Source organism: Halobaculum halobium (assembly GCF_030127145.1).
Lineage (GTDB): Archaea > Halobacteriota > Halobacteria > Halobacteriales > Haloferacaceae > Halobaculum > Halobaculum halobium.
This window is the reverse complement of sequence record NZ_CP126158.1, coordinates 1245335-1263948: the sequence shown is the minus strand read 5'-3', so window position 1 is coordinate 1263948 and position 18614 is coordinate 1245335. Positions and strand designations below refer to the sequence as shown.

The window sequence follows — 18614 nt, the reverse complement described above, 5'->3', positions numbered from 1 at the left end:
GTGGACGGGTCACCGTACGCGGGACCGCGATCGGGCCCCTCGGTCGTGGAGGCGACCTATCCGGTCGTCACGACCTCGACCACGTCGCGGTGCTCAAGCACGGTATCGGCGCCGACCTGGCGGCCGCTCCGGCAGTCGATCCCGTGGAGGAAGCCGTCGCCGATATCCGAGTGCAGCGTGTACGCGAAATCCTCGGCGGTCGCGTACCCGGGGAGGACGAAGCAGTCGCGGAACGGCCCCTTGCTCCAACTGCCGCTCGCGCTCCCGGGGAAGACGGCCTTCGCGTCGAGTTCCTCGAACAGCGCGGCCTCGATGACGCGCTGGACGCCGGTGCCGCCGTACTCGGTCACGAACTCCCGGATGGCCTCGAGCCCCCGCTCTTGCTCGTCGCTCACGTCGCCGACGATGGCGAAGTCGTCGTCGCCCTGCGCGTAGTCGACGACGCCCGCCTCGTCGGCCTTCTTCAGCGACCCCTCCGCGTGCGCGCTCGCGGGAACGACCGTGAGGTGCTCGTACTCGGGGTCGCTCGTGATCTCGTCGTAGTTGTCGCGCGCGGCGGGTGTGTCCATCTTGTTCGCCGCGATCACCATCGGCTTCGTGCGCTTGCGGATCTCGCGGGCCAGATCGAAGCGGTCCTCGTCGTCCCACGTCTCCGGATCCAGCGCCAGATCCAGCGCGAGGACGGTCTGTTTGATCTCGTCTTTGTTGGTGCGGAACGCGCTCATCTGCTCGGCGAGCACCTCCTCGACGCCGACCTCGTCGCCGGGGTTGGGGCCCTGATACATCGACTCGAACTTCTGGATCCCCTTCTGGAGGATATCGAGGTACCACTGGTCGAGTTCGTTCTCCAGGAAGTCGATGTCCTCGCGCGGGTCGTGACCCTCGGTCGGTTCGCCCTCGATGTCGGTCGTGCCCGAGAAGTCGACGACGTGGACGAGCACGTCCGCCTCGTTGAGGTCCGAGAGGAACTGGTTGCCCAGCCCCTTTCCCTCGTGGGCGCCGGGGATGAGCCCGGCCACGTCGACGAGCTTCACGGGGACGAATCGGGTGTCGTCGCGGCAGAAGCCGTGGTTGGGCTGGCACGTCTCCTCGAACTCGGGGGCGGGGCAGTCGACCCCGACGTACGCCTCGCCGACGCTTGGATCGATAGTCGTGAACGGGTAGGCGCCCTCGGGCACGTCGTTCATCGTCGCCGCGTTGAAGAAGCTGGACTTGCCGACGGACGGCTTCCCGACGAGACCGATCTTGTAGCTCATTACGCTCGCTGGGCCGTCGCGACTGAAACGCGTTTCTACCGCAGGTCGCCTGTGCTGTCCGTTCACACGGGATCCACACGGGACCGCTTCGACTGGAACCCGAATCCACCTCGCGTAACCGATGCCGGCGTCGACGCGGCGCAGTCGGCCGATCTCGCCGGAATCACGGTACCGACTCTCTCGGAAGCCATATACGTGAAACTGCCCTCCATCGCCTATGAACTACGCCGACGCGCTCGACAGAGCCTACGACGAGCTGCCCGACACGCCCGCCGACGCGGGCGAGCGCCTACAGGTCCCCGACCCCGAGGGACAGACCGACGGGGCGTTTACCCGGCTGACGAACCTCTCGGACATCGCCGACGCGCTCTCGCGAGACCCCGAGCACCTCCACAGCGCCATCCAGCGACAGCTCGGGACGAACGGGCAGTACGAGGACGGCGTCGCCCGCTACAACGGGTCGTTCTCTATCGCCGACTTCGACGGCGCCATCGACGAGTACGTCGCCGAGTTCGTCACCTGCTCGGAGTGCGGTCTCCCCGACACGATCCTCAAGACAGAGGACGGGGTCCGGATGCTGCGCTGCCAGGCGTGCGGTGCGTTCCGCCCGGTCCAGAAGCGTTCCTCGGCGGCGGCCTCCCACTCGCAGGGCCCCGAGATCGAGGAGGGCAAGACGTACGAACTGGAGATCACCGGCACCGGTCGCAAAGGCGACGGCGTCGCCGAGAAGGGGAAGTTCACCGTGTTCGTCTCCGGCGCCCAGGAGGGCCAGACCGTCCAGGCGTACGTCCACAACATCTCGGGCAACCTCGCGTTCGCCCGCCTGACGTAACGCCGACCGGCGCGCGCACGACCGCGTCACCCGCAGTTCTCCGGTCCCCGCCTCGCCGCTCGCAGCGCTGCGGGCCGGGACCGAAGCTACTTGCCCGTCAGCCACCGCCTTCCCGTGTGACTAGCCTCGATCTCTCCAACGGCTTCGACGTCCACGACTACCGGGCCAAACTGAAGCTCCTCCGGCAGGACGCCGGTTCGATGTCGCTGGCGAATCGCGAGGGACTGAGCTGTCCGGCCTGCGGCGCCGAGTTCGACCGACTGTTCGTCAGCGACGACGAGGCCGTGACGTTCGACTCGGCGCCGAACGGCCCGATCTGCGTGGCGCGCACCGACGAGCGACTGCTCGTGTTGACCCACTGAGGGCCTCGGTTCCAACGCGATCGGCGGCTCCGGCGACCCCCCGCTACACCACCCGATTCCGGAGTCCGTCGATGTCGCCATCGGCCAACGCCCGGGAGTTCTCCGCGATGATCTCGGCCCACCGTTTCTGCTTGTGTGGCGTGCTCCCGGCCATGTGCGGCGTCACGATCACGTTCGAGAGATCCCACAGCCGCGAGTCCGCGGGAAGCGGCTCCTCCTCGAACACGTCGAGGGCGGCCCCGCCGATCAGGTGCGAGCGCAGCGCGCCGACGAGGGCATCCTGATCGCAGACCCCGCCGCGGGCGACGTTGACCAGCACGCCCGCATCGCCGAGGAGCCGGAGTTCGTCACCGCCGATCAGCCCCGACGTCTCGTCGGTGAGCGGACACGCGAGCACGAGGTAGTCGGCGGCGAGACACGTCTCGTGGAGCGCGTCGGGCGGGCGCGCCTCGTCGACGGCGTCGGGCATCGTATCGAGGTCGCGCTTCACCCCCCACACCTCCATCCCGAACGCGCTCGCCAGCTCTGCGACGCGCGTGCCGATGGCGCCGACGCCGACGATCCCGACGGTCTTCCCGCGCAACTCGCCGCCCTCGCGGCGCTCCCAGCGCGACTCGGCCTGCTGGCGCGCGAGTGCGTGGAGGTCGCGCTCGAAGCTCAGCATATAGCCGAGCACCTGCTCGCCGATCGGTTCGGCGTGGACCCCCGCCGAGTTCGTGAGTGCGACGCCACGGTCGGCGAGGTCCTCGGTCGGGAGGTAGTCGGTGCCCGAGGAGAGCACCTGTACCCACCGAAGCGAGTCGGCGCGGTCGAGCAACCCCTCGGGGAGTCGGCCGACGACGATGCCGTCGGCGTCGGCGACGTGCGCGTCGGTCTCGGCGGGCGTCGCGGCGGCGACGACGCGGTCGGCGGGGAGCCCCTCGTCGAGTAACCGCTCGCGGAGATCGGCGCCGCGCCCGGGGCCGACGGTGTGTGCTAACAGGAGGGTGTGATCGGCGGACATACCGCTCGCGTCGCCCGGTCGAAACTAAAACGCGCCGGTGAGTGCGGGCGTCGGACCATCGGGCGTCGGACCATCGGGCGTCGGACCATCGGGCGTCGGGCCGCTCGGCGACCGTGTCCCGCGGTGGCGCAGCCTACTCGTCGGGCTCGAAGTCGAGCACGGCGGAGTTGATGCAGAAGCGCTCGCCGGTCGGTTCGGGGCCGTCCTGGAACACGTGCCCGAGGTGGCCGTCACAGACGGCGCAGTTCACCTCGACGCGAGACATCCCGTGACGGTTGTCCTCTTCTAGCGTCACCGTCGACTCGTCGGCGGCGTAGAAGCTGGGCCAGCCACAGCCGGAGTCGTACTTCGTCTCCGACTCGAAGATGACGGTGCCGCAGCCAGCGCACTTGTAGACGCCGTCGTCCTTCCGGTCGACGTGCTCACCGGAGAACCGCGCCTCAGTGCCCCGCTCGCGGAGGATCCGGTACTCCTCGTCGGTCAGCCGCTCGCGCCACTCCTCGTCGGTCTCCGGGAGGTCCTCTTCGGGTGTCTGCTCGGCGGAATCGCTCATACTCGATAGTGGAGCCACAGCCGCATGAACCCACGGGAGCCGGCGGTCGGACGCACCGACCGCCGGCACGGCGCGATCCCGCGACTGCTACTGCGAGCACGGAACGGTCCCGCGCCGACTCACTCCGGGAAGAGCTCCTCCTCGCGGTCGATCCCGTCGATGCGCTCGCGGTCCTCGGCGTCGAGGTCGAGGTCGGCGGCAGCGAGGTTCGCTCGCAGGTGGCGCTCGCTCGACGCCTTCGGGATCGTGACAACGCCCGCCTTGTCGGTGAGCCACGCGATGCTCACGGCCTCGGGCGTCGTGTCGTGCTTCTCGGCGACCGCGCGAACCGCCTCGACCTCGCTCACCCGACCGCCCGCCAGCGGCGAGTAGGCGACGAGCAGGTAGTCGTGCTCGACGGCATGCTCGCGCAGCGCCGGCCGTCGAAACAGCGGGTGGTACTCCGTCTGGTGGGCCGCAAGCGGTGCGTCGAGGAGGCGAATCGCCTCGTCGAGCTGATCGAGCTCGAAGTTCGAGACGCCGACGTGCCCCACGAGGCCGTCAGCGACGAGGGCGTCGTAGGCGGCGAGCGTGTCCTTGGGATCGTAGCCGCCGCGGGGACGGTGGACGTACAGCAGATCGACCGCGTCGAGGCCGAGGCGGTCCAGGCTGGCCGCCGTCGAGGGGCGTACGTCCTCGGGGTCGAGGCGGTCGATCCACGTCTTCGTCGCGACAGTGACGTCGTCGCGGACGACGATGTCCGCCTCGACGGCCGCCGCGAGTCCGGCGCCGACGGTCGCCTCGTTCTCGTACACCTGCGCGGTGTCGAGGTGGCGGTACCCGACCTCGAGTGCCGTCTCCACCGCGGCAGCGCCCTCGTCGCCGTCGAGGCCCATCGTGCCGAGCCCGACGGCCGGAAGCGGGAGCGTCGTGTCCATGCGTGACCGTCGTCGGTCGTGCGGAAAGCGTCGGCGGTGGCTGTTCGGCGCCCGTCGGCCGACGGAAACCAGTCAGGGGGTCGACGACCGTCCCCGACCTCACCTCACAGGCAGATCGCTTGGAGGTCCGCGAGCCCGTCGATGTCGTACGTCGGCGTGACCGAGAGAGTCCAGTCCTCCCGGTGCGGGCGGCGGATGAACGCCGAGTCGATGCCGGCGTTGTCGGCCGCCTCGATGTCGGACTCGTTGTCGCCCACGAACAGTGCCGTCTCGGCGTCGAGGTCCGCGAGCGCGCGGTCGATGTAGTGGCTGTTCGGTTTCTTCCGGCGGAGGCTCTCGACGGTCGGCTCGCGGCCGTAGGCGGTGTCGAACAGGTCGGCGACGCCGAAGTGGTCGAGCAGGAACTCCACCGTCTCGTGTTGGTTCGAGGAGACGACGCCGAGGGGCGCAGAGAGGTCGCGCAACACGTCGACGTCGTCGTACAGGCGTTTGTTGCCCGCACGGACCTCGCGACGCTGTGCCTCGAACGCGGTCCGGTCGCGCATCGCCCAGAACTCCCGCGGCGTGAGGTCGTACGTCGAGCACACTTCCTCGACTTGGTGGGGGGAGACGCCGACGACCATCGACTCGACGTGCTCGGGGTCGGGATCGGCCACAGAGAGCGCCTCGAAGGCGTCCCAGGCCGCCTCGTGGAGCACCTCGTAGTGGGTGCGCCCCACGAGCACCCCGTCGTTGTCGAAGACGATCGCGTCGTACATGCCTGTATTGACGCGTCTTTGCGGATAAGCGTTTCACACACGGACGCTGGCGTGAGCACGGCGCGCCCGGACCGCCCGCAAGCGATACGGCGCCGCCGCCCGTGGACACGGTGATGGCACACATCGGTATCGTCGGCGCCGGCCTCGCGGGCGCCGGTGCGGCGTACGCGCTTCGCGACACTGACCACGAGGTGACGATCTTGGAGAAGTCGCGCGGGGTCGGCGGGCGGGCGGCGACGCGGCGGCGCGACGGCTGCCGCTACGACTACGGCGCCAACTACGTGAAGGTCCCCGACGACCGGACCGGCGAGTTGATCCGCGACCTCGGCGAGGAGGGCCTCGTCGACATCGCGGAACCGGTGTGGACGTTCGGCGCCGACGGGGAGATCGCTCCCGGCGACGGCGACGACGACCACAAGTACACCTGGGAGGCCGGGATCACCCAGTTCGCCAAGCGCCTGCTCGCCGAGAGCGGCGCCGAGGTACGCAAGACGACCCGCGTCGCCGCCCTCGACCGCGCGGGGGGGACGTGGGCCGCGACCGACACCGACGGCGACGACCACGGCCCGTTCGACGCGCTCGTGCTCACGCCCCCGGCGCCGCAGACGGCCGAACTGCTGGCCGCGACGGAAGGAGCCGACGCCGACGGCGCGCTCGAAGATCTCCGTGCGGCCGTCGAAGGGACCAAGTACCGGACGATCCGGACGCTCGTGTTGCACTACCCGTTCGAACTCGACGTGCCGTGGTACGGGCTCGTCGACACGGACAAGGCACACGAGATCGGGTGGCTCTCGCGCGAGGAGTGCAAACGCGGACACGTCCCCGACGGGGAGAGCCTGCTGATCGTACAACCGAGCCCCGAGTGGTCCGCCGAGCGCTACGACGACCCGCTGGAGGAGACAGCAGAGACAGCGGCGACGCTGGCGGCCGACCTCGTCGGCGACGATCGACTCGCGGACCCGGACTGGGTCGACGACCAGGGGTGGCGCTACGCGCTCCCGAACGAGGGGCTCGACGGCGACCGGGACGGCGTCGAGGGCGGCGGAACCGACGCCGACGCTGACGGAACCGCCGACGCGGTCGCTGCCGCCCGCGAGGCGGGAGTGTTCGTCGCCGGCGACTGGGTCGCCGGCCGCGGCCGCGCCGCCGCGGCGCTGTGGAACGGGATCGACGCTGGCGAGTCCATCGCCGACCGGCTGTAGCGCTCCGCCGTCGACAGCGTCCGTATTCTCCGCTGTCGAAACCAACACCCGATAGTCGGTCGAAACTTTCCCCGAGACGCGATGCCGGACCCAGCAGCCGTCCGACGTGCCGACGCACCCGGTCCCGTCACGGTGGAGTCCGGCGCGCGCCTGCATTTCGGCTTCGCCAACCTCTCGCTTGCGCACGAGCGCCTGTACGGCGCCGCCGGCGTCGCCCTCGAGGCGCCCCGCGTCCGACTCCGCATCTCGCCCGCGGGCTCTGTCACAAGCGAGCACGTCGCCGTCCGCGACTACGCCGAGCGCGCGTGCGACCTGCTCGGCGTCGACGGCGCTCGCGTCGCGGTCGAGACGGAACTCCCCCGCCACATGGGCCTGGGGAGCGGGACGCAACTTGCGCTCGCGACGCTCGCGGGCGTCGCCGCCGCACATGGCTGCGACCCGGCGGTGCGCGAGCGCGCGCCGGCGCTCGGGCGGGGCGGCCGATCGGGCGTCGGCGTCGCGACGTTCGAGGACGGCGGCTTCGTCCTCGACGCGGGCCACCCCACCGGGAGATTCACCACGGACCGCCCCGCAGACGGCGACTGGCGCGTTCCCGCGGTCGCCGCGCGCCACCGCGTGCCTGCCGACTGGCGGTTCCTGCTGGTCGTCCCCGACGCGGACCCCGGTCGCGCCGGCGACGACGAGGACTCGGCGATACGCCGCGCGGTCGAGGACGCCGACCCCGCGGTCGCCGACCGCGTCGCAGGCGTGATACAGCGCCGACTGCTCCCCGCGGTCGCGGAGGGCTCCGCCGAGCGGTTCGGCGCCGCAGTCGAGGAGATCGGGCGGCTCAACGGGGCGTGGTTCGCCGACGAGCAGGGCGGGGTCTACCGCCCGCCGGTGGGCGACATCGCCGCCGAAGTGGGGGACGACCCCGCGGTTTACGGCACCGGACAGTCCTCGTGGGGGCCCGCCGTCTACGGCGTCACCGACGCGGCCCGCGCCGACGCGGCCCGCGAGGCGGGGGTCGACGCGCTCGAGGCCGCCGGCGTCGCCGGCGACGTGCGGGTCGCCGAGCCGCGGAACGGCGGCGCGACGATCGCCCGCGTCGACGCCGACTGACGGCGCGACGCGCCCGCGACCCCCGCGGTTCGGCACAACGCCTAAGCGCCCGCCCGAGCGAGCAGACGCATGGACCGGATCCCGTTCGGCGTCGCCCAACTCGACTCGGTGCTCGGCGGCGGCGCCCCCGAGGGCAGCGTCGTGCTCGTCGCCGGCGAGTCCGGCGCCGGCGCCCGGGAGTTCGCCTACACGAGCGCCGCGATGAACGCGCTCGCCAGCGTCGACGACGAGACGTTCGACCTGTACTACGGGGATCTCGACGACGACGCGACGGTCCCGCCGGAGGTCCACTACCTCTCGTTTACCACCGACGACGACTACATCGAGCGCGAGCTGCGCTACACGATGGCCGACGAGATCGTCGACGCCGCCATGGCGGGGATCGAGTTCGCCGACCTCTCGGCGGAGTACTTTCAGCTGTCCCCGATCCCCCGCGAGTGGTACATGGGGGCCACCAGCACCATCCACGACCTCAACGGCGCCGGCAACCGCGACACCGTCCTCTCGGCGCTCGGCGAGTATCTGACGGCTAACGCCGCCGGCAACCTCGTCGTGATCGACGCGGTCACCGACCTCGTCGGCGCCTCCGGCGGCGAGGTCGAGTGGGAGGACGTGGCGATGCTCGTTCGCGGGCTCGCGAAGGCGGTCCACTCGTGGGGCGGGCTGCTGCTCGCGCTCGTCAATACCGACACGATCGCCGACCGCCAACTCGGCCAGCTCGTCGACGGCAGCAGCGGCACGCTCCAGTTCAGCTGGGAGTCCGGCGGCTCGAAGCGCGCCCGGACGATGGTCGTCCGCGAGTTCCGCGGCGTCCTCTCCCAGCTCGAATCGGAGAACATCGTACGGTTTGAGACCGAGATCCACGACGGCGGACTCGACATCAGCGACGTGCGGAAGATCCGGTGAGCGACGCCGTGCTGCGGCGGCGCCCCCCGAGATCGGGTTGCGCGGGCCGATCCTCACCGGTGGTGACCCGATCGTTTCAACCCGATACCACTTGCGATAGTCGGGCCGGTAGTATTTACCTACCCACAGCCAACGGGCTGGTAGATGGACGGTGAACAGGTCCAGGAGCTCCCAGACGTGCTCCACGAGTGGATCGAGGCTCGGGCCGAGGAGACGGGGCGCTCCCGGGAGGAGGTGCTGGCTCGGGCCGTCACCGTCGCTCGATTGATCGACGACCACGACGAGGCGCTCGGAGACGCGGCGCCCCTTGACGGTGCCGCGGGGACCTCGACCGGGGAACTCCCCGAGCGGATCGCCGATCTGACCGCCCGCGTCGACGACCTGGACGCCGAACTCGACGAGAAGATCGACGACGTCCGCTCGCGGGTGATCCAGGTCAAACGCGAGGCCGACGCGAAGGCCGAGGCCGACCACGATCACCCGAAGCTGCGGGAGGCGACCGAGTCGGTCGACGACCTAGAGGCCGAACTCGACGACCTGGGGGCGGACGTCGAGTCGATCCGGACGGACCTCTCCGAGTTGGAGGAGTCGTTCGACGCCGGCTTCGCGAACTACGAGGAGGTCTTAGAGTATCTCACCGACACTGCAGACGATCACGAGGAGAAGCTCTCGCGGGTGGCTGCCGTGGTGTCGGACGTGCGCACCCGCGTCTCGACGCTGGAGGCGCGCGAGACGCGCCGTCTCGCGGCGGCCGATCTGAAAGCGGAGGCGAACCGGCTTGGGGTCGCGAGCGCAGACTGCAACGGCTGCGGCGCGACCGTTCGGCTCAGTCTGCTGTCGACGCCGGAGTGCCCCCACTGCGAGGCAACGTTCGAGGCGGTCGAGCCGGCGTCCGGCTTCTTCGGATCGCCGTCGCTCACGGTTGGCACGCGCCCCGCGTTGGAGGGCGAGACCGTCGACGAGCAACCCACCGAACCGATCTTCGAGGACGAGTAGATGACGGACGACCGCGACGACGACCGCCGCGACGAGGCGAAGGGGGACCAGGAGGGTTCGCCGGAGGTCCGGAACCCGTTCGCGTCCGACGAGCCGACACGCGGCGAGCGGGGCGACGAGATGGACGCCGAGAGCGGAGACCAGACCGACGGCACGACCGATGAGATCAGCGCCACAACCGACGGGACCGACGCCACGACCGGTCCCCCGGGTCGTCGGAGCCGCGACGCTCCGCTCAGCGATCTCGCCGAGCGGGTCGGCGAACGCGGGCGGGACCGCGACGCGCGCGACGACTCCACCCCGTTCGAGGAGGTCGAGGTCGGGGACATCGACACCGGCGCGCTGTGGGAGTCGCTCGCGACGGGAGAGCCGGCCGAGCCGGGCGACGACGACGACCTCGGCCAGTACGACCCGTCCGAGGCCGCGGCCGAGCGCGTCGAGGCGTCCGCCGCGGGGGACACTCGTCTCGAGCACGTCCTCGATAAGCGGGAGTACTGCCAACGCTGTCCGCACCTCTCTGCGCCGCCGGACGTCGCGTGCGGCCACGACGACACGGACATCGTCGAGGTCGTCGACGGCGAGCACTTCCGCGTCCGTGGCTGTCCGATGGCGACCGCTCAGGGGCGACCGAACTTCGCCGCCGGCGACGACGCGTAAGCCATACCGGTGCGGCCCGACTACGGTCGGCCATGCAGTTTTGCGACGAGTGCGGCTCGATGATGCGCACCGAAGACGGGGTGATGGTGTGCTCGTCGTGCGGCGCCACCGCCGACCGCGACGAGGACCGTGCCGCGCGGTTCGTCTCCACCGAGGCCCAGACCGACGGCGACGTGATCGAGACCGAGGAGGGCGCGAACTTCGAAGGGAAACCCACCTCCGACGACGTCGTCTGCGACGAGTGCGGCCACACCGTCGCGTGGTACACGATCAAACAGACCGGCGCCGCCGACGAGCCGCCGACGCGCTTCTTCAAGTGCAAGGAGTGCGGGTACCGCTGGCGCGAGTACAACTGACGACGGGAGACCGGTCACTCACAGCGCGTTTACCAGCCACTCCCCGACCGCCTCGCCCACCTTCCCCGCTTGGCCCACGAAAAAGTGGTCAGCGGAGAACTCTTGCAGATCGAATCCCAATTCCTCGGCGCGCTCCACCACCGGCCGCCAGTCGGCGGTGTCGTCGCGGGTCGCGTACACCACCTGTGCGGAGCAGTCGATGCCGTCGAGCGCGGTGACGGCGTCCAGGTCCGCCGCGATGCGAGCGGTGGGCGCGAGCGCCGAGACGGCGGCAACGTCGCCCACGCGCGCTCGCTGGCCGCCCGGCTCCCCGCTCGCGGTCGAGGCCTCGCCCGGTTCGGCCTCGCTCGCCACGATCAGCGCGAGCGTCCCCCGAAGCTGAAGCCGAACAGCCCGACGCGGTCGTACCGGTCGCGCGCCCACGCGACGGCGTTGCGCGCGTCGGCGCGCTCGCCGTACCCCTCGTCCCAGTCGCCGTAGTCGAAGCGGAGACAGTCGACGCCGCCGCCGGTGAGCGCCGCTGAGACCGCTCGAAGACGTTCGTCGCCGCGGTGACCCCGATGCTGTGGATGCGGCGGACACGCGACGACGCAGGCGTCGGCGCTCGCGGCGACCCCTTCCGTGCTATCGACGTCGCCCGCGCGATCCAACGTCGCGCGGACGTCGCGGCCGCCGGGGACCAGGACGTCGGTCATGCGGTTGGATCCGGGCGCTCTGTTAAAAATGGTAGCGGGTAGGTTCCTCTCGGTCGGGTGAGATTTATACGGCCTGTTCACCAACTTCGGGCCATGGGTATCCTCTCGCGCACCTCCTACGTCATCCGCTCGAAGATCAACTCGATCCTCAACCGGGCGGAGGACCCGTCGGAGACGCTCGACTACAGCTACGAACAGATGCGCGACGAACTGCAGGAGGTGAAACAGGGTATCGCCGACCTCACGACTCAAAAGAAGCGCCTGGAGATCCAGAAGCGACGACTGGAGGAGAACGTCGAGAAGCACAACGAGCAGGCGCGAGAAGCCGTCGAACAGGACCGCGACGATCTGGCCCGCAAGGCGCTGGAGAAGAAGAAGTCGAAGATGAACCAGATCGAGGACCTGGAGACGCAGATCGCCGAGCTCCAGAACACGCAGGACCAACTGGTCGACAAGAAAGACGAGCTCCAGGGTCGCATCGAGGAGTTCAAGACGAAAAAGGAGACGATGAAGGCGCGCTACGAGGCCGCGGAGGCGTCGACGCGGGTGTCGGAGGCGATGTCGGGCGTCGGCGACGAGATGGCGGACGTCGGCCGCGCGATCGAGCGCGCCGAGGACCGCACCGAGGAGATGGAGGCGCGCTCGCAGGCGATGGACGAACTGCAGGACACCGGCGCCTTCGACGACGCGCTCTCCGACGATGACGAGATCGACCGGGAGCTCCAGTCCGGGCGCACCGACCGCGAGGTCGACGCCGAACTGGAGACGCTGCGCGCGGAGCTGGGCAAGGAGTCCGCGGAGTCGGACGACGGCGGCGATGCGGCGGTCGACGCCGACGCCGGTGGCGACGGCGAGGCCGTCGCCGAAGACGTGACCGACGAGGAGGTCGAGGCGGAATTGGAGGAACTCCAGCAGGAGGAGTCCGACTCCTCGAAGTAACGTCCCCGTTCCCGATCGGACTCCCCGCTTTCGGCTCTTCGCGCTGCTCCGTCGCGGCGTCCCGTCGGCCGTCGGTCCCGCTCAGTCGTCGCTCGCGCTCGTCTCGCGGAGGGTGAACGGGCCGATGGAGAGCGTCCGTTTCGTCACCGTCGCGATGCGGAGCACGTACGACAGCAGGACGGCGAACGGGAGCAGCCCGACCGCGGCGACGAGGCTGACGACGAACGGCCCCGCGAGGTACACCCCGCCCGCGGGGGCCCCGGGGACGAGCGCGCTGAGGTACAGCACCGAGCCGAACGCGACGGCGAGCGACGGCACCGCCGCCCACAGCACGGACCGCGAGAGGTCGACCAGCTCCCACTGGAAGTACAGCGTCTTGAAGTGCTCGCGGGCGGGGCCGAACAGCTCCAGCACGTCCGCTAACGCCGACAGCGCCTCGTCTTGATCGTCGGTGAGGTCGTGGTCGGCTCGGAGGCGTCGGGCCTCGTACAGCTTCCACGAGTAGTTGAAGTTCAGCGCCGCCGAGACCACCGCGAAGGTGCCGAACTGCGCGTCGTCGAGGCTGTCGCCGACCGCCTCGGCGTTGCCGCGGACGCTGTCGACGAGCCGTGCGGCGTCGTCGGCGAGCTCCTCGTCGTCGGCCAGCGCCTCGTCCACGTCGTCGGCGCGCTGTCCGGCGGCGATCACCAACTCCCGGAGGAACGCCGACGGCTCGGGCGGCATCACGTCGCGACCGAGCGCGTCGGCCACGTCGCGTCGGAACTCCGTCGCGCCCTCCATGCGCTCACGCTGGTCGCCGACGGCGCCCAACTCCTGGGAGAGCACGAGCTGGTTCAGCGTGAGCACGAGCGTGACGACGGTGATCGTTCCCCCGATGAGCGGCTGGAACGCCGTCTCGATCGGGTCGCCGTCGGTGAGCAGCGCCGCCGCGCCGGGGACGAGGACGCCGGCGGCGAACAGCAGGAGGAACACGGCCGCGAGAAAGCCCGCGGCGACGAGCCACCGGTCGGCGTCGACGAGGAGCCAGAGTTTCAGCCGGCTCGTCCCCGCCCGTTCGCGCATCGTGTCCTCCGGGGCGTCGCTCACTACCGCGTCGCTTGCGGGCCGGCGGAAAAAGCGCGTCGGCCGTTCCCGTGCCGATGGGACCACCTCGACGCCGCTTCCCGCGCCACCGGGCGTGGATCGCCGCCGTCGACAAGGACGCGTCCGCCCGGCCACCGACAGACGAAAGTCGCCCCGGGCGGAAGGTCGGGTATGAGCGACCTCGACGCGGAGGTACAGACCGCCAGCGACTTCGGGGGCGACGGGCCGCCGGTGGAGGAGAAGCCGTACAAGATCATCTTCGAGGCCAACGCCTGCTTCGGCGCGGGCAAGTGCGCGGAGGTCGCGGACAACTGGGAGATGGATATCGCCAGCGGCATGGCGAAGCCGAAGTCGTACTACATCGGCGAGGACGAGTTGGAAGAGAACATCCGCGCGGCGGAGGTGTGTCCCGCGAAGAAGGACGTGGGCTGCATCCACGTCGTCGATCGGCGGACCGACGAGGAGCTGTCGCCGGACCCGCACGGCGACGGAACGTTGAGCGTCGACTGGTGAGCGGGCTCAGTCGTTCAGGCTGACGGTGTCCTCCCCGGTCAGTCGCGGGTTGATCCCGGAGACGGTGTGGGGGCGGAACCCTTCGACGGTGTCTCTCACGCCGAAACTGTTCTTGAGGTTGTACGCGGGGAGGTGGGCGCGGTCCTCGAGGATCGTCGTCGTCGCCTCCGTGTAGAGCCGATTGCGCTCCTCGCGGTCGGCGGACTCCCGCGCTTGGGTCAGCTTGTCGGCGACCTCCTCGTTGCGGTAGTAACAGCCGTTGGTCTCGCTTTCCACCTCGGGGTGGAACATGTAGTAGAGGTAGCCGTCGGGGTCGAACTCGTCGACCCACCCGAGGGTGTACATGTTGTAGTCGTCCTCGTTGCCGGTGGAGTACTTGTCGAGGAACGCTCCCCAGTCCAGCCGCTGGACCTCGACGTTGCTCCAACCGGCCTCTTGGAGCCCGTTACCGACCGAGACGCCGATCTGTTCGCGCTTGTCGTCCGGCGGAACGATGATCTTCCAAGAGTAGTCCGTGGGCACGCCGGCCTCCTCCAGCAACTGAGCGGCCATGTCGACGTCCTTGTCGTGGGAGATGTCGGCCCACTCGTCGGTCGGGAAGTCCCAGGCGTCGGTGACGGTGTCGGGCATCGGCGCGGTCAGGCGCGTGCCCGCCGGCTCGATGTAGTTCTCGACGGCCTGGTCCATCGAGACCGCGTAGTCGATTGCCTCCCGGACCTTCGGATCGGCGGTTGGCCCCTCGTTGCAGTTGAACGAGAGGTAGTAGTAGCCCAGCCCCTGACGCTCGGCGACGGAGGAGCCCTCCTGGCTCTCGACGGTCGAGTACAGCTTCGGCGGCACCGTCTGGACGATGTCGAACTCGCCGTTCTTCAGCGTCGTCACCCGCGTCGTCGGCTCCTCGACGGGGCTGAAGACCGCCCGTTCGAGGCTCGGCGCGTCCCCGTGGTACTCGTCCCACCGTTCCATGACGACCTCGTCGCCCTCGGTGGCCGACTCCAGCGTGAACGGCCCGGAGCCGACGGGGTCGCGGTTGAACGAGTCCTTGTTCTCCTCGCGGTACGCCTTCGGGACCGGCGCCCACGCGAGCTTGTGGCGGAACGGCCCGAAGGCGAACTTCAGGTCGAACTGGACCGTCCGCTCGTCGACGACGGTGATGGAGTCGATCATCGTGAACTCCGACCCGTTGTTGGTCTCCTCGCGCCCCGGTGCGAGGAAGGAGTACTTCACGTCCTCGGCGGTGATCGGCTCGCCGTTGTGGAACGTGATCCCCTCCCGGAGTTCGACGACGTACTGCGTGGCGTCGTCGTTGACCTCGGGGTCGCCGGCGGCAAGCTTCGGAACCAGTTCGGTCCCCTCGCCGTACGTGTAGAGGCTGTCGAAGAGCTGTTCGACGACCTGCAGCGACGGGACGTCGTTGGCCTTCAGCGGGTCGAAATCCAGCGGCGACTTCGACTGCGCGAAGTTCAGCGTCCCGCCGCCGGTCGCCGCGGTCGTCGATTCGCCGTCGCTCGTCTCGGGCGCGTCGGTCTCGGACTCGTCGCCGCCCGACCCGCCGGTGCAGCCGGCGAGGCCGACTGCGCTCGCGGTCCCGGCGCCCGCGAGGACTCGCCGCCGTGTGATCGCGTCCAGCGTTTCGTCTGTGGTGTCGCTCACGAGGACAACAACATTTTTCCACACGTATTCATCCGTCGCTCGCCGCAGCGTTGTCCGCAACCCCGGAGCCGTAGCAAACGACTCCGTCGGGCGACCGAAATCCACTTCCACCATCCGGCGAAACGACGACCCGCGCGAGGGTGGCTGAGCTTGGCCAAAGGCGGCGGACTTAAGATCCGCTCCCTCAGGGGTTCAAGGGTTCAAATCCCTTCCCTCGCATGCGTGCGCGCCGCAAGCGCGCTCGAATGCACATCGAGGAAAGATTTGACGTAGGGAGCAGCTTGCTGCGACCGCGGTTCAACTCACTTCTCTCGCAGTCGCGAGGACCACAGCGACGAGTCGCGGGACCGATAGCTCCGCGTACGCGTCCGCAGCAAGCGGGCGATCCGATCGGCTGCTGCAGCCGGTCTCGTGACGACGGCTTACTCCTCCCAGTCGCCGCCGACGCGGTCGTAGCCCATCATCTCCTCGCCCGCGTGTGCAGTGAACGTCGCCTTGAGGTTCGCCTCGGGGACGCCCCACTCGTCGATCAGATACTCCATCGTCGCGAGCGCGAACGCCCGTTTCAACTCGAACGGGCGGCCCTCACGGATATCCGCGTCGAGAACGACGAGCGCGCCCTCGACCGCGCGGCCCAGATGGAGCTCGGCCGGGTCGCGGTCGCGGATCGTGACCGCGACGTGCCCGGGTGACGTCTCCATGTGGTCGGTGTACAGATCGGTGACCGTCGCCGCGAGCGCCTCCTTCTGGGCGGCCGTCGGGCCGGCGTCCGTATCGAACTGCAGGTGTGGCACGTCCGGACCTCGTCCCCGAGTCACCTACCCGTTCCGACGACCGTCGAACGACCCCAAGCGGTTTCCGTCTCTAATGAGATGTAATTACCATGCTTCCGACCGACGGACCGTCGCGGCCGGACGCGCTCCTCGCGCTCATCGGCGTGAGCCTGCTCGCGGCCGTGCTCGCGACGGCCGCGCTCGGCGTCCCGTTTCGGCTGACCGCGCCCGCAGGATCGGTGGTCGGCGGCCTCGCCATCGCCGACGGCGTGTTCCGCAACCCGCCCACCGACGGGTGACGAGCCGGGGGCTCGACGGTTCGCGCAACCGATCGGATCCACACGACACGCAGCGGTAGCTCGAACGTGTGAAACGTGGGAGGAACGCGTGCCGGTGAAAAGAGCGGCACGCGTTCCGCCCTGAATTGGTCCCCGCTGACGCTTCGGCCCTCCAGACGAAGCGTCACCTGTGACAAGCGGGTGCGGGTACTTAACGATATTGGCGCCGGCCGTACCAACCTCAACCGTGACTACCGGTCGTGCGCCGCCCACGGCACAGCGATGCCGTTTGCGATCCTTGCGGACTGCGGTTCGTTCATTTTACCTCACTGTCGCGCGGGATGCGACAACGAGAGGCGCGGACCCCCTCCGAGCAGTCGCTCGCGGAGGGTCTCCCCGGCCGTCGGTTCCGCGAGGAGGTCGCGCGCGCGCAACTCGGGGACGAGAAGGTCGACCACGTCGTCGAGGCTCCCGGTTCGCAGCACCTCCTTCACGTTGAAGCCGTCGACGCCGACCTCCTCGTGCCAGTACTGGAGTTCGTCGGCCACCTGCTGGGGCGTGCCGACGACGACCGGCGAGGTGGTGCCGAGCCCGGAGAACTGCGCGACCTCCCGGACGGTCCACTCGCGGTCGGGATCGGCCTTCGTGAAGGCGTTCATCGTCCCCTGGATCGCGTCGGTCTCGATGTGTTCGATCTGCTGGTCCGGGTCGAGCGCCGAGAGATCCATGTCGAGGAACCCCGAGAGCAGCGCGAGCGTGGCCTCCACGTCGACGGTGTCGAGGAGGCGCTCGTACTTCGCCTCAGCCGCCGCCTCAGTCTCGGCGACGACGGGGACGACGCCCGGGAAGAACGCCAACTCGTCGGGGTCCCGACCGAGGTCGGCGGCGCGCTCGCGGAGGTCGTCGATGTACTCGCGGACGCCGCGCTCGGTGGGCTGCGAGCAGAACACCGCCTCGGCGTTGGCGGCGGCGAAGTCGCGCCCGCGGTCGGAGGAACCGGCCTGGAAGATCACGGGCGAGCGCTGCGGCGACGGTTCGCAGCCGTGCGGGCCGGGCACGTCGAAGAACTCGCCCTCGTGGTCGATCTCGTGGACCCCGGCGGGGTCGGTGAACGCGGCCGACTCGCGGTCGCGGACGACCGCGCCGTCGTCCCACGAGTCCTCCCACAGCGCGTAGCAGACGTCCATGAACTCGTCGGCGCGGTCGTACCTGGTCTGCTTGTCCATGCGCTCGTCGAGCCCGAGATTCCGCGCCGCGGATTCCAGGTACGAGGTGACGACGTTGAACGCGACGCGGCCGTCGGTGAGGTGATCGAGCGTGGAGAACTCGCGGGCGAGTTGGTACGGATGGGTGTAGGTGGTCGACTTCGTGACCGCGAATCCGAGGGAGTCGGTGACCTCGGCCATCGCGGGCACGAGGTAGCCGGGGTCGTTCGAGGGCGTCTGGACGGCGTGTTCGATGGCGGTCTCGCGGTCGCCGCCGTACACGTCGTAGATGCCGCGCACGTCCGCGAAGAAGACGGCCGCGAAGCCGCCGCGCTCGGCGGTGCGGGCCACGTCGGTCCAGTATTCCCTGTCCGTGTACTCCGCAGATCGGTCCGCCGGATGCGTCCACGACCCCGGGGAGACGTGCTCCACGGAGTTCATGGTAAAGAGGTTGAGATGGATCCCGTCGCTCATTGATCGTGAGTTGTGTGTGCTGTCGGGTAAGAGGCGGTGAAATCGGCCGGACGTGCCTGTAGTCGGACCGGTCGGTCTCGGCGCGGTGGTGGTCGCGCCGTC

At 69.5% G+C, this 18614-nt stretch carries 20 protein-coding genes, 1 tRNA gene and 1 pseudogene; 12 read left to right on the top strand and 10 right to left on the bottom strand.

All coding sequences use genetic code 11. From position 1 onward, the window contains the following. Positions 1 to 56 precede the first annotated feature (56 nt). The gene (locus P0Y41_RS06665) at positions 57 to 1256 is read right to left on the bottom strand and encodes a redox-regulated ATPase YchF (protein WP_284063171.1); all 1200 of its coding nucleotides are present in this window, start codon (positions 1254 to 1256) and stop codon (positions 57 to 59) included. Between the two features lie 217 nt (positions 1257 to 1473). Between P0Y41_RS06665 and P0Y41_RS06660 the strand changes: the two genes are divergently transcribed. Both P0Y41_RS06660 and P0Y41_RS06655 read left to right on the top strand, forming a co-directional pair. Further along, positions 1474 to 2088 (top strand): translation initiation factor IF-2 subunit beta, encoded by a 615-nt coding sequence (locus P0Y41_RS06660; RefSeq protein ID WP_284063170.1) that lies wholly within the window; start codon positions 1474 to 1476, stop codon positions 2086 to 2088. Between the two features lie 116 nt (positions 2089 to 2204). After that, positions 2205 to 2450, top strand: a complete 246-nt coding sequence (locus P0Y41_RS06655) for a DUF7385 family protein (protein WP_284063169.1) — start codon at positions 2205 to 2207, stop codon at positions 2448 to 2450. 43 nt (positions 2451 to 2493) lie between these two features. Here the strand turns inward: P0Y41_RS06655 and P0Y41_RS06650 are convergent, their stop codons facing one another. The 4 genes from P0Y41_RS06650 to P0Y41_RS06635 all read right to left on the bottom strand — a co-directional run bounded on the left by P0Y41_RS06650 (position 2494) and on the right by P0Y41_RS06635 (position 5681). After that, on the bottom strand, positions 2494 to 3453 hold the full coding sequence (locus P0Y41_RS06650) for a D-2-hydroxyacid dehydrogenase (RefSeq protein WP_284063168.1): 960 nt from the start codon (positions 3451 to 3453) through the stop codon (positions 2494 to 2496). 133 nt (positions 3454 to 3586) lie between these two features. After that, positions 3587 to 4006: a peptide-methionine (R)-S-oxide reductase MsrB gene (msrB, locus tag P0Y41_RS06645; protein WP_284063167.1), complete on the bottom strand. Its 420-nt coding sequence runs from the start codon at positions 4004 to 4006 to the stop codon at positions 3587 to 3589. A gap of 119 nt (positions 4007 to 4125) precedes the next feature. Continuing rightward, a complete protein-coding gene (locus P0Y41_RS06640) occupies positions 4126 to 4923 on the bottom strand; it encodes an aldo/keto reductase (protein WP_284063166.1) in 798 nt (265 codons plus the stop codon). Between the two features lie 104 nt (positions 4924 to 5027). Then, entirely contained in the window at positions 5028 to 5681 is a 654-nt protein-coding gene (locus tag P0Y41_RS06635; RefSeq protein WP_284063165.1) for an HAD family hydrolase, read from the bottom strand. A gap of 110 nt (positions 5682 to 5791) precedes the next feature. On the opposite strand from P0Y41_RS06635, the gene P0Y41_RS06630 reads away from it, so the two are divergent. From P0Y41_RS06630 to P0Y41_RS06605, 6 genes are all read left to right on the top strand, one after another. Further along, complete coding sequence (locus P0Y41_RS06630; protein ID WP_284063164.1) at positions 5792 to 6883, top strand: NAD(P)/FAD-dependent oxidoreductase; 1092 nt, start codon at positions 5792 to 5794, stop codon at positions 6881 to 6883. An 81-nt stretch (positions 6884 to 6964) separates the two neighbouring features. Next, positions 6965 to 7984, top strand: a complete 1020-nt coding sequence (locus P0Y41_RS06625; RefSeq protein ID WP_284063163.1) for a beta-ribofuranosylaminobenzene 5'-phosphate synthase family protein — start codon at positions 6965 to 6967, stop codon at positions 7982 to 7984. A gap of 69 nt (positions 7985 to 8053) precedes the next feature. After that, positions 8054 to 8890: an RAD55 family ATPase gene (locus P0Y41_RS06620; protein WP_284063162.1), complete on the top strand. Its 837-nt coding sequence runs from the start codon at positions 8054 to 8056 to the stop codon at positions 8888 to 8890. Between the two features lie 144 nt (positions 8891 to 9034). Next, positions 9035 to 9886 carry a CopG family transcriptional regulator gene (locus P0Y41_RS06615; protein WP_284063161.1) on the top strand — a complete coding sequence of 284 codons (852 nt, stop codon included), beginning with the start codon at positions 9035 to 9037 and terminating at the stop codon, positions 9884 to 9886. Further along, complete coding sequence (locus P0Y41_RS06610; RefSeq protein WP_284063160.1) at positions 9887 to 10543, top strand: DUF8135 domain-containing protein; 657 nt, start codon at positions 9887 to 9889, stop codon at positions 10541 to 10543. It begins immediately after the preceding gene. A gap of 32 nt (positions 10544 to 10575) precedes the next feature. Continuing rightward, positions 10576 to 10899 (top strand): transcription factor S, encoded by a 324-nt coding sequence (locus tag P0Y41_RS06605; protein WP_284063159.1) that lies wholly within the window; start codon positions 10576 to 10578, stop codon positions 10897 to 10899. Between the two features lie 18 nt (positions 10900 to 10917). Here the strand turns inward: P0Y41_RS06605 and P0Y41_RS06600 are convergent. Beyond that, positions 10918 to 11594, bottom strand: a pseudogene (locus tag P0Y41_RS06600) (alpha/beta hydrolase). A 93-nt stretch (positions 11595 to 11687) separates the two neighbouring features. Between P0Y41_RS06600 and P0Y41_RS06595 the strand changes: the two are divergent. Continuing rightward, positions 11688 to 12533 carry a PspA/IM30 family protein gene (locus tag P0Y41_RS06595; RefSeq protein ID WP_284063158.1) on the top strand — a complete coding sequence of 282 codons (846 nt, stop codon included), beginning with the start codon at positions 11688 to 11690 and terminating at the stop codon, positions 12531 to 12533. Positions 12534 to 12614: 81 nt separating this feature from the next. On the opposite strand, the gene P0Y41_RS06590 is transcribed toward P0Y41_RS06595, so the two are convergent. Continuing rightward, positions 12615 to 13619, bottom strand: a complete 1005-nt coding sequence (locus tag P0Y41_RS06590; protein WP_345783195.1) for a DUF7972 family membrane protein — start codon at positions 13617 to 13619, stop codon at positions 12615 to 12617. A 168-nt stretch (positions 13620 to 13787) separates the two neighbouring features. On the opposite strand from P0Y41_RS06590, the gene P0Y41_RS06585 reads away from it, so the two are divergent. Then, on the top strand, positions 13788 to 14129 hold the full coding sequence (locus P0Y41_RS06585) for a ferredoxin (RefSeq protein WP_284063157.1): 342 nt from the start codon (positions 13788 to 13790) through the stop codon (positions 14127 to 14129). 6 nt (positions 14130 to 14135) lie between these two features. Here the strand turns inward: P0Y41_RS06585 and P0Y41_RS06580 are convergent, their stop codons facing one another. Then, positions 14136 to 15782 (bottom strand): ABC transporter substrate-binding protein, encoded by a 1647-nt coding sequence (locus P0Y41_RS06580; protein ID WP_284063156.1) that lies wholly within the window; start codon positions 15780 to 15782, stop codon positions 14136 to 14138. Between the two features lie 134 nt (positions 15783 to 15916). Here P0Y41_RS06580 and P0Y41_RS06575 point away from each other — a divergent pair. Continuing rightward, a tRNA-Leu gene (locus P0Y41_RS06575) sits at positions 15917 to 16001 on the top strand. A 203-nt stretch (positions 16002 to 16204) separates the two neighbouring features. Here the strand turns inward: P0Y41_RS06575 and P0Y41_RS06570 are convergent. After that, positions 16205 to 16576: a tautomerase family protein gene (locus P0Y41_RS06570; protein ID WP_284063155.1), complete on the bottom strand. Its 372-nt coding sequence runs from the start codon at positions 16574 to 16576 to the stop codon at positions 16205 to 16207. An 89-nt stretch (positions 16577 to 16665) separates the two neighbouring features. Between P0Y41_RS06570 and P0Y41_RS06565 the strand changes: the two genes are divergently transcribed. Beyond that, positions 16666 to 16854 carry a DUF8015 family protein gene (locus P0Y41_RS06565; RefSeq protein ID WP_284063154.1) on the top strand — a complete coding sequence of 63 codons (189 nt, stop codon included), beginning with the start codon at positions 16666 to 16668 and terminating at the stop codon, positions 16852 to 16854. A gap of 305 nt (positions 16855 to 17159) precedes the next feature. Here P0Y41_RS06565 and P0Y41_RS06560 read toward each other — a convergent pair whose 3' ends face one another. Beyond that, positions 17160 to 18512, bottom strand: a complete 1353-nt coding sequence (locus P0Y41_RS06560) for an LLM class flavin-dependent oxidoreductase (RefSeq protein WP_284063153.1) — start codon at positions 18510 to 18512, stop codon at positions 17160 to 17162. Between the last annotated feature and the right edge of the window lie 102 nt (positions 18513 to 18614).

Bases quoted from the DNA above. Each gene is read 5' to 3' on its own strand.
- P0Y41_RS06665 (WP_284063171.1), bottom strand. From the start codon at position 1,256: ATGAGCTACAAGATCGGTCTCGTCGGGAAGCCGTCCGTCGGCAAGTCC.
- P0Y41_RS06660 (WP_284063170.1), top strand. From the start codon at position 1,474: ATGAACTACGCCGACGCGCTCGACAGAGCCTACGACGAGCTGCCCGAC.
- P0Y41_RS06650 (WP_284063168.1), bottom strand. From the start codon at position 3,453: ATGTCCGCCGATCACACCCTCCTGTTAGCACACACCGTCGGCCCCGGG.
- msrB (WP_284063167.1), bottom strand. From the start codon at position 4,006: ATGAGCGATTCCGCCGAGCAGACACCCGAAGAGGACCTCCCGGAGACC.
- P0Y41_RS06640 (WP_284063166.1), bottom strand. From the start codon at position 4,923: ATGGACACGACGCTCCCGCTTCCGGCCGTCGGGCTCGGCACGATGGGC.
- P0Y41_RS06635 (WP_284063165.1), bottom strand. From the start codon at position 5,681: ATGTACGACGCGATCGTCTTCGACAACGACGGGGTGCTCGTGGGGCGC.
- P0Y41_RS06625 (WP_284063163.1), top strand. From the start codon at position 6,965: ATGCCGGACCCAGCAGCCGTCCGACGTGCCGACGCACCCGGTCCCGTC.
- P0Y41_RS06620 (WP_284063162.1), top strand. From the start codon at position 8,054: ATGGACCGGATCCCGTTCGGCGTCGCCCAACTCGACTCGGTGCTCGGC.
- P0Y41_RS06615 (WP_284063161.1), top strand. From the start codon at position 9,035: ATGGACGGTGAACAGGTCCAGGAGCTCCCAGACGTGCTCCACGAGTGG.
- P0Y41_RS06610 (WP_284063160.1), top strand. From the start codon at position 9,887: ATGACGGACGACCGCGACGACGACCGCCGCGACGAGGCGAAGGGGGAC.
- P0Y41_RS06605 (WP_284063159.1), top strand. From the start codon at position 10,576: ATGCAGTTTTGCGACGAGTGCGGCTCGATGATGCGCACCGAAGACGGG.
- P0Y41_RS06595 (WP_284063158.1), top strand. From the start codon at position 11,688: ATGGGTATCCTCTCGCGCACCTCCTACGTCATCCGCTCGAAGATCAAC.
- P0Y41_RS06585 (WP_284063157.1), top strand. From the start codon at position 13,788: ATGAGCGACCTCGACGCGGAGGTACAGACCGCCAGCGACTTCGGGGGC.
- P0Y41_RS06565 (WP_284063154.1), top strand. From the start codon at position 16,666: ATGCTTCCGACCGACGGACCGTCGCGGCCGGACGCGCTCCTCGCGCTC.
- P0Y41_RS06560 (WP_284063153.1), bottom strand. From the start codon at position 18,512: ATGAGCGACGGGATCCATCTCAACCTCTTTACCATGAACTCCGTGGAG.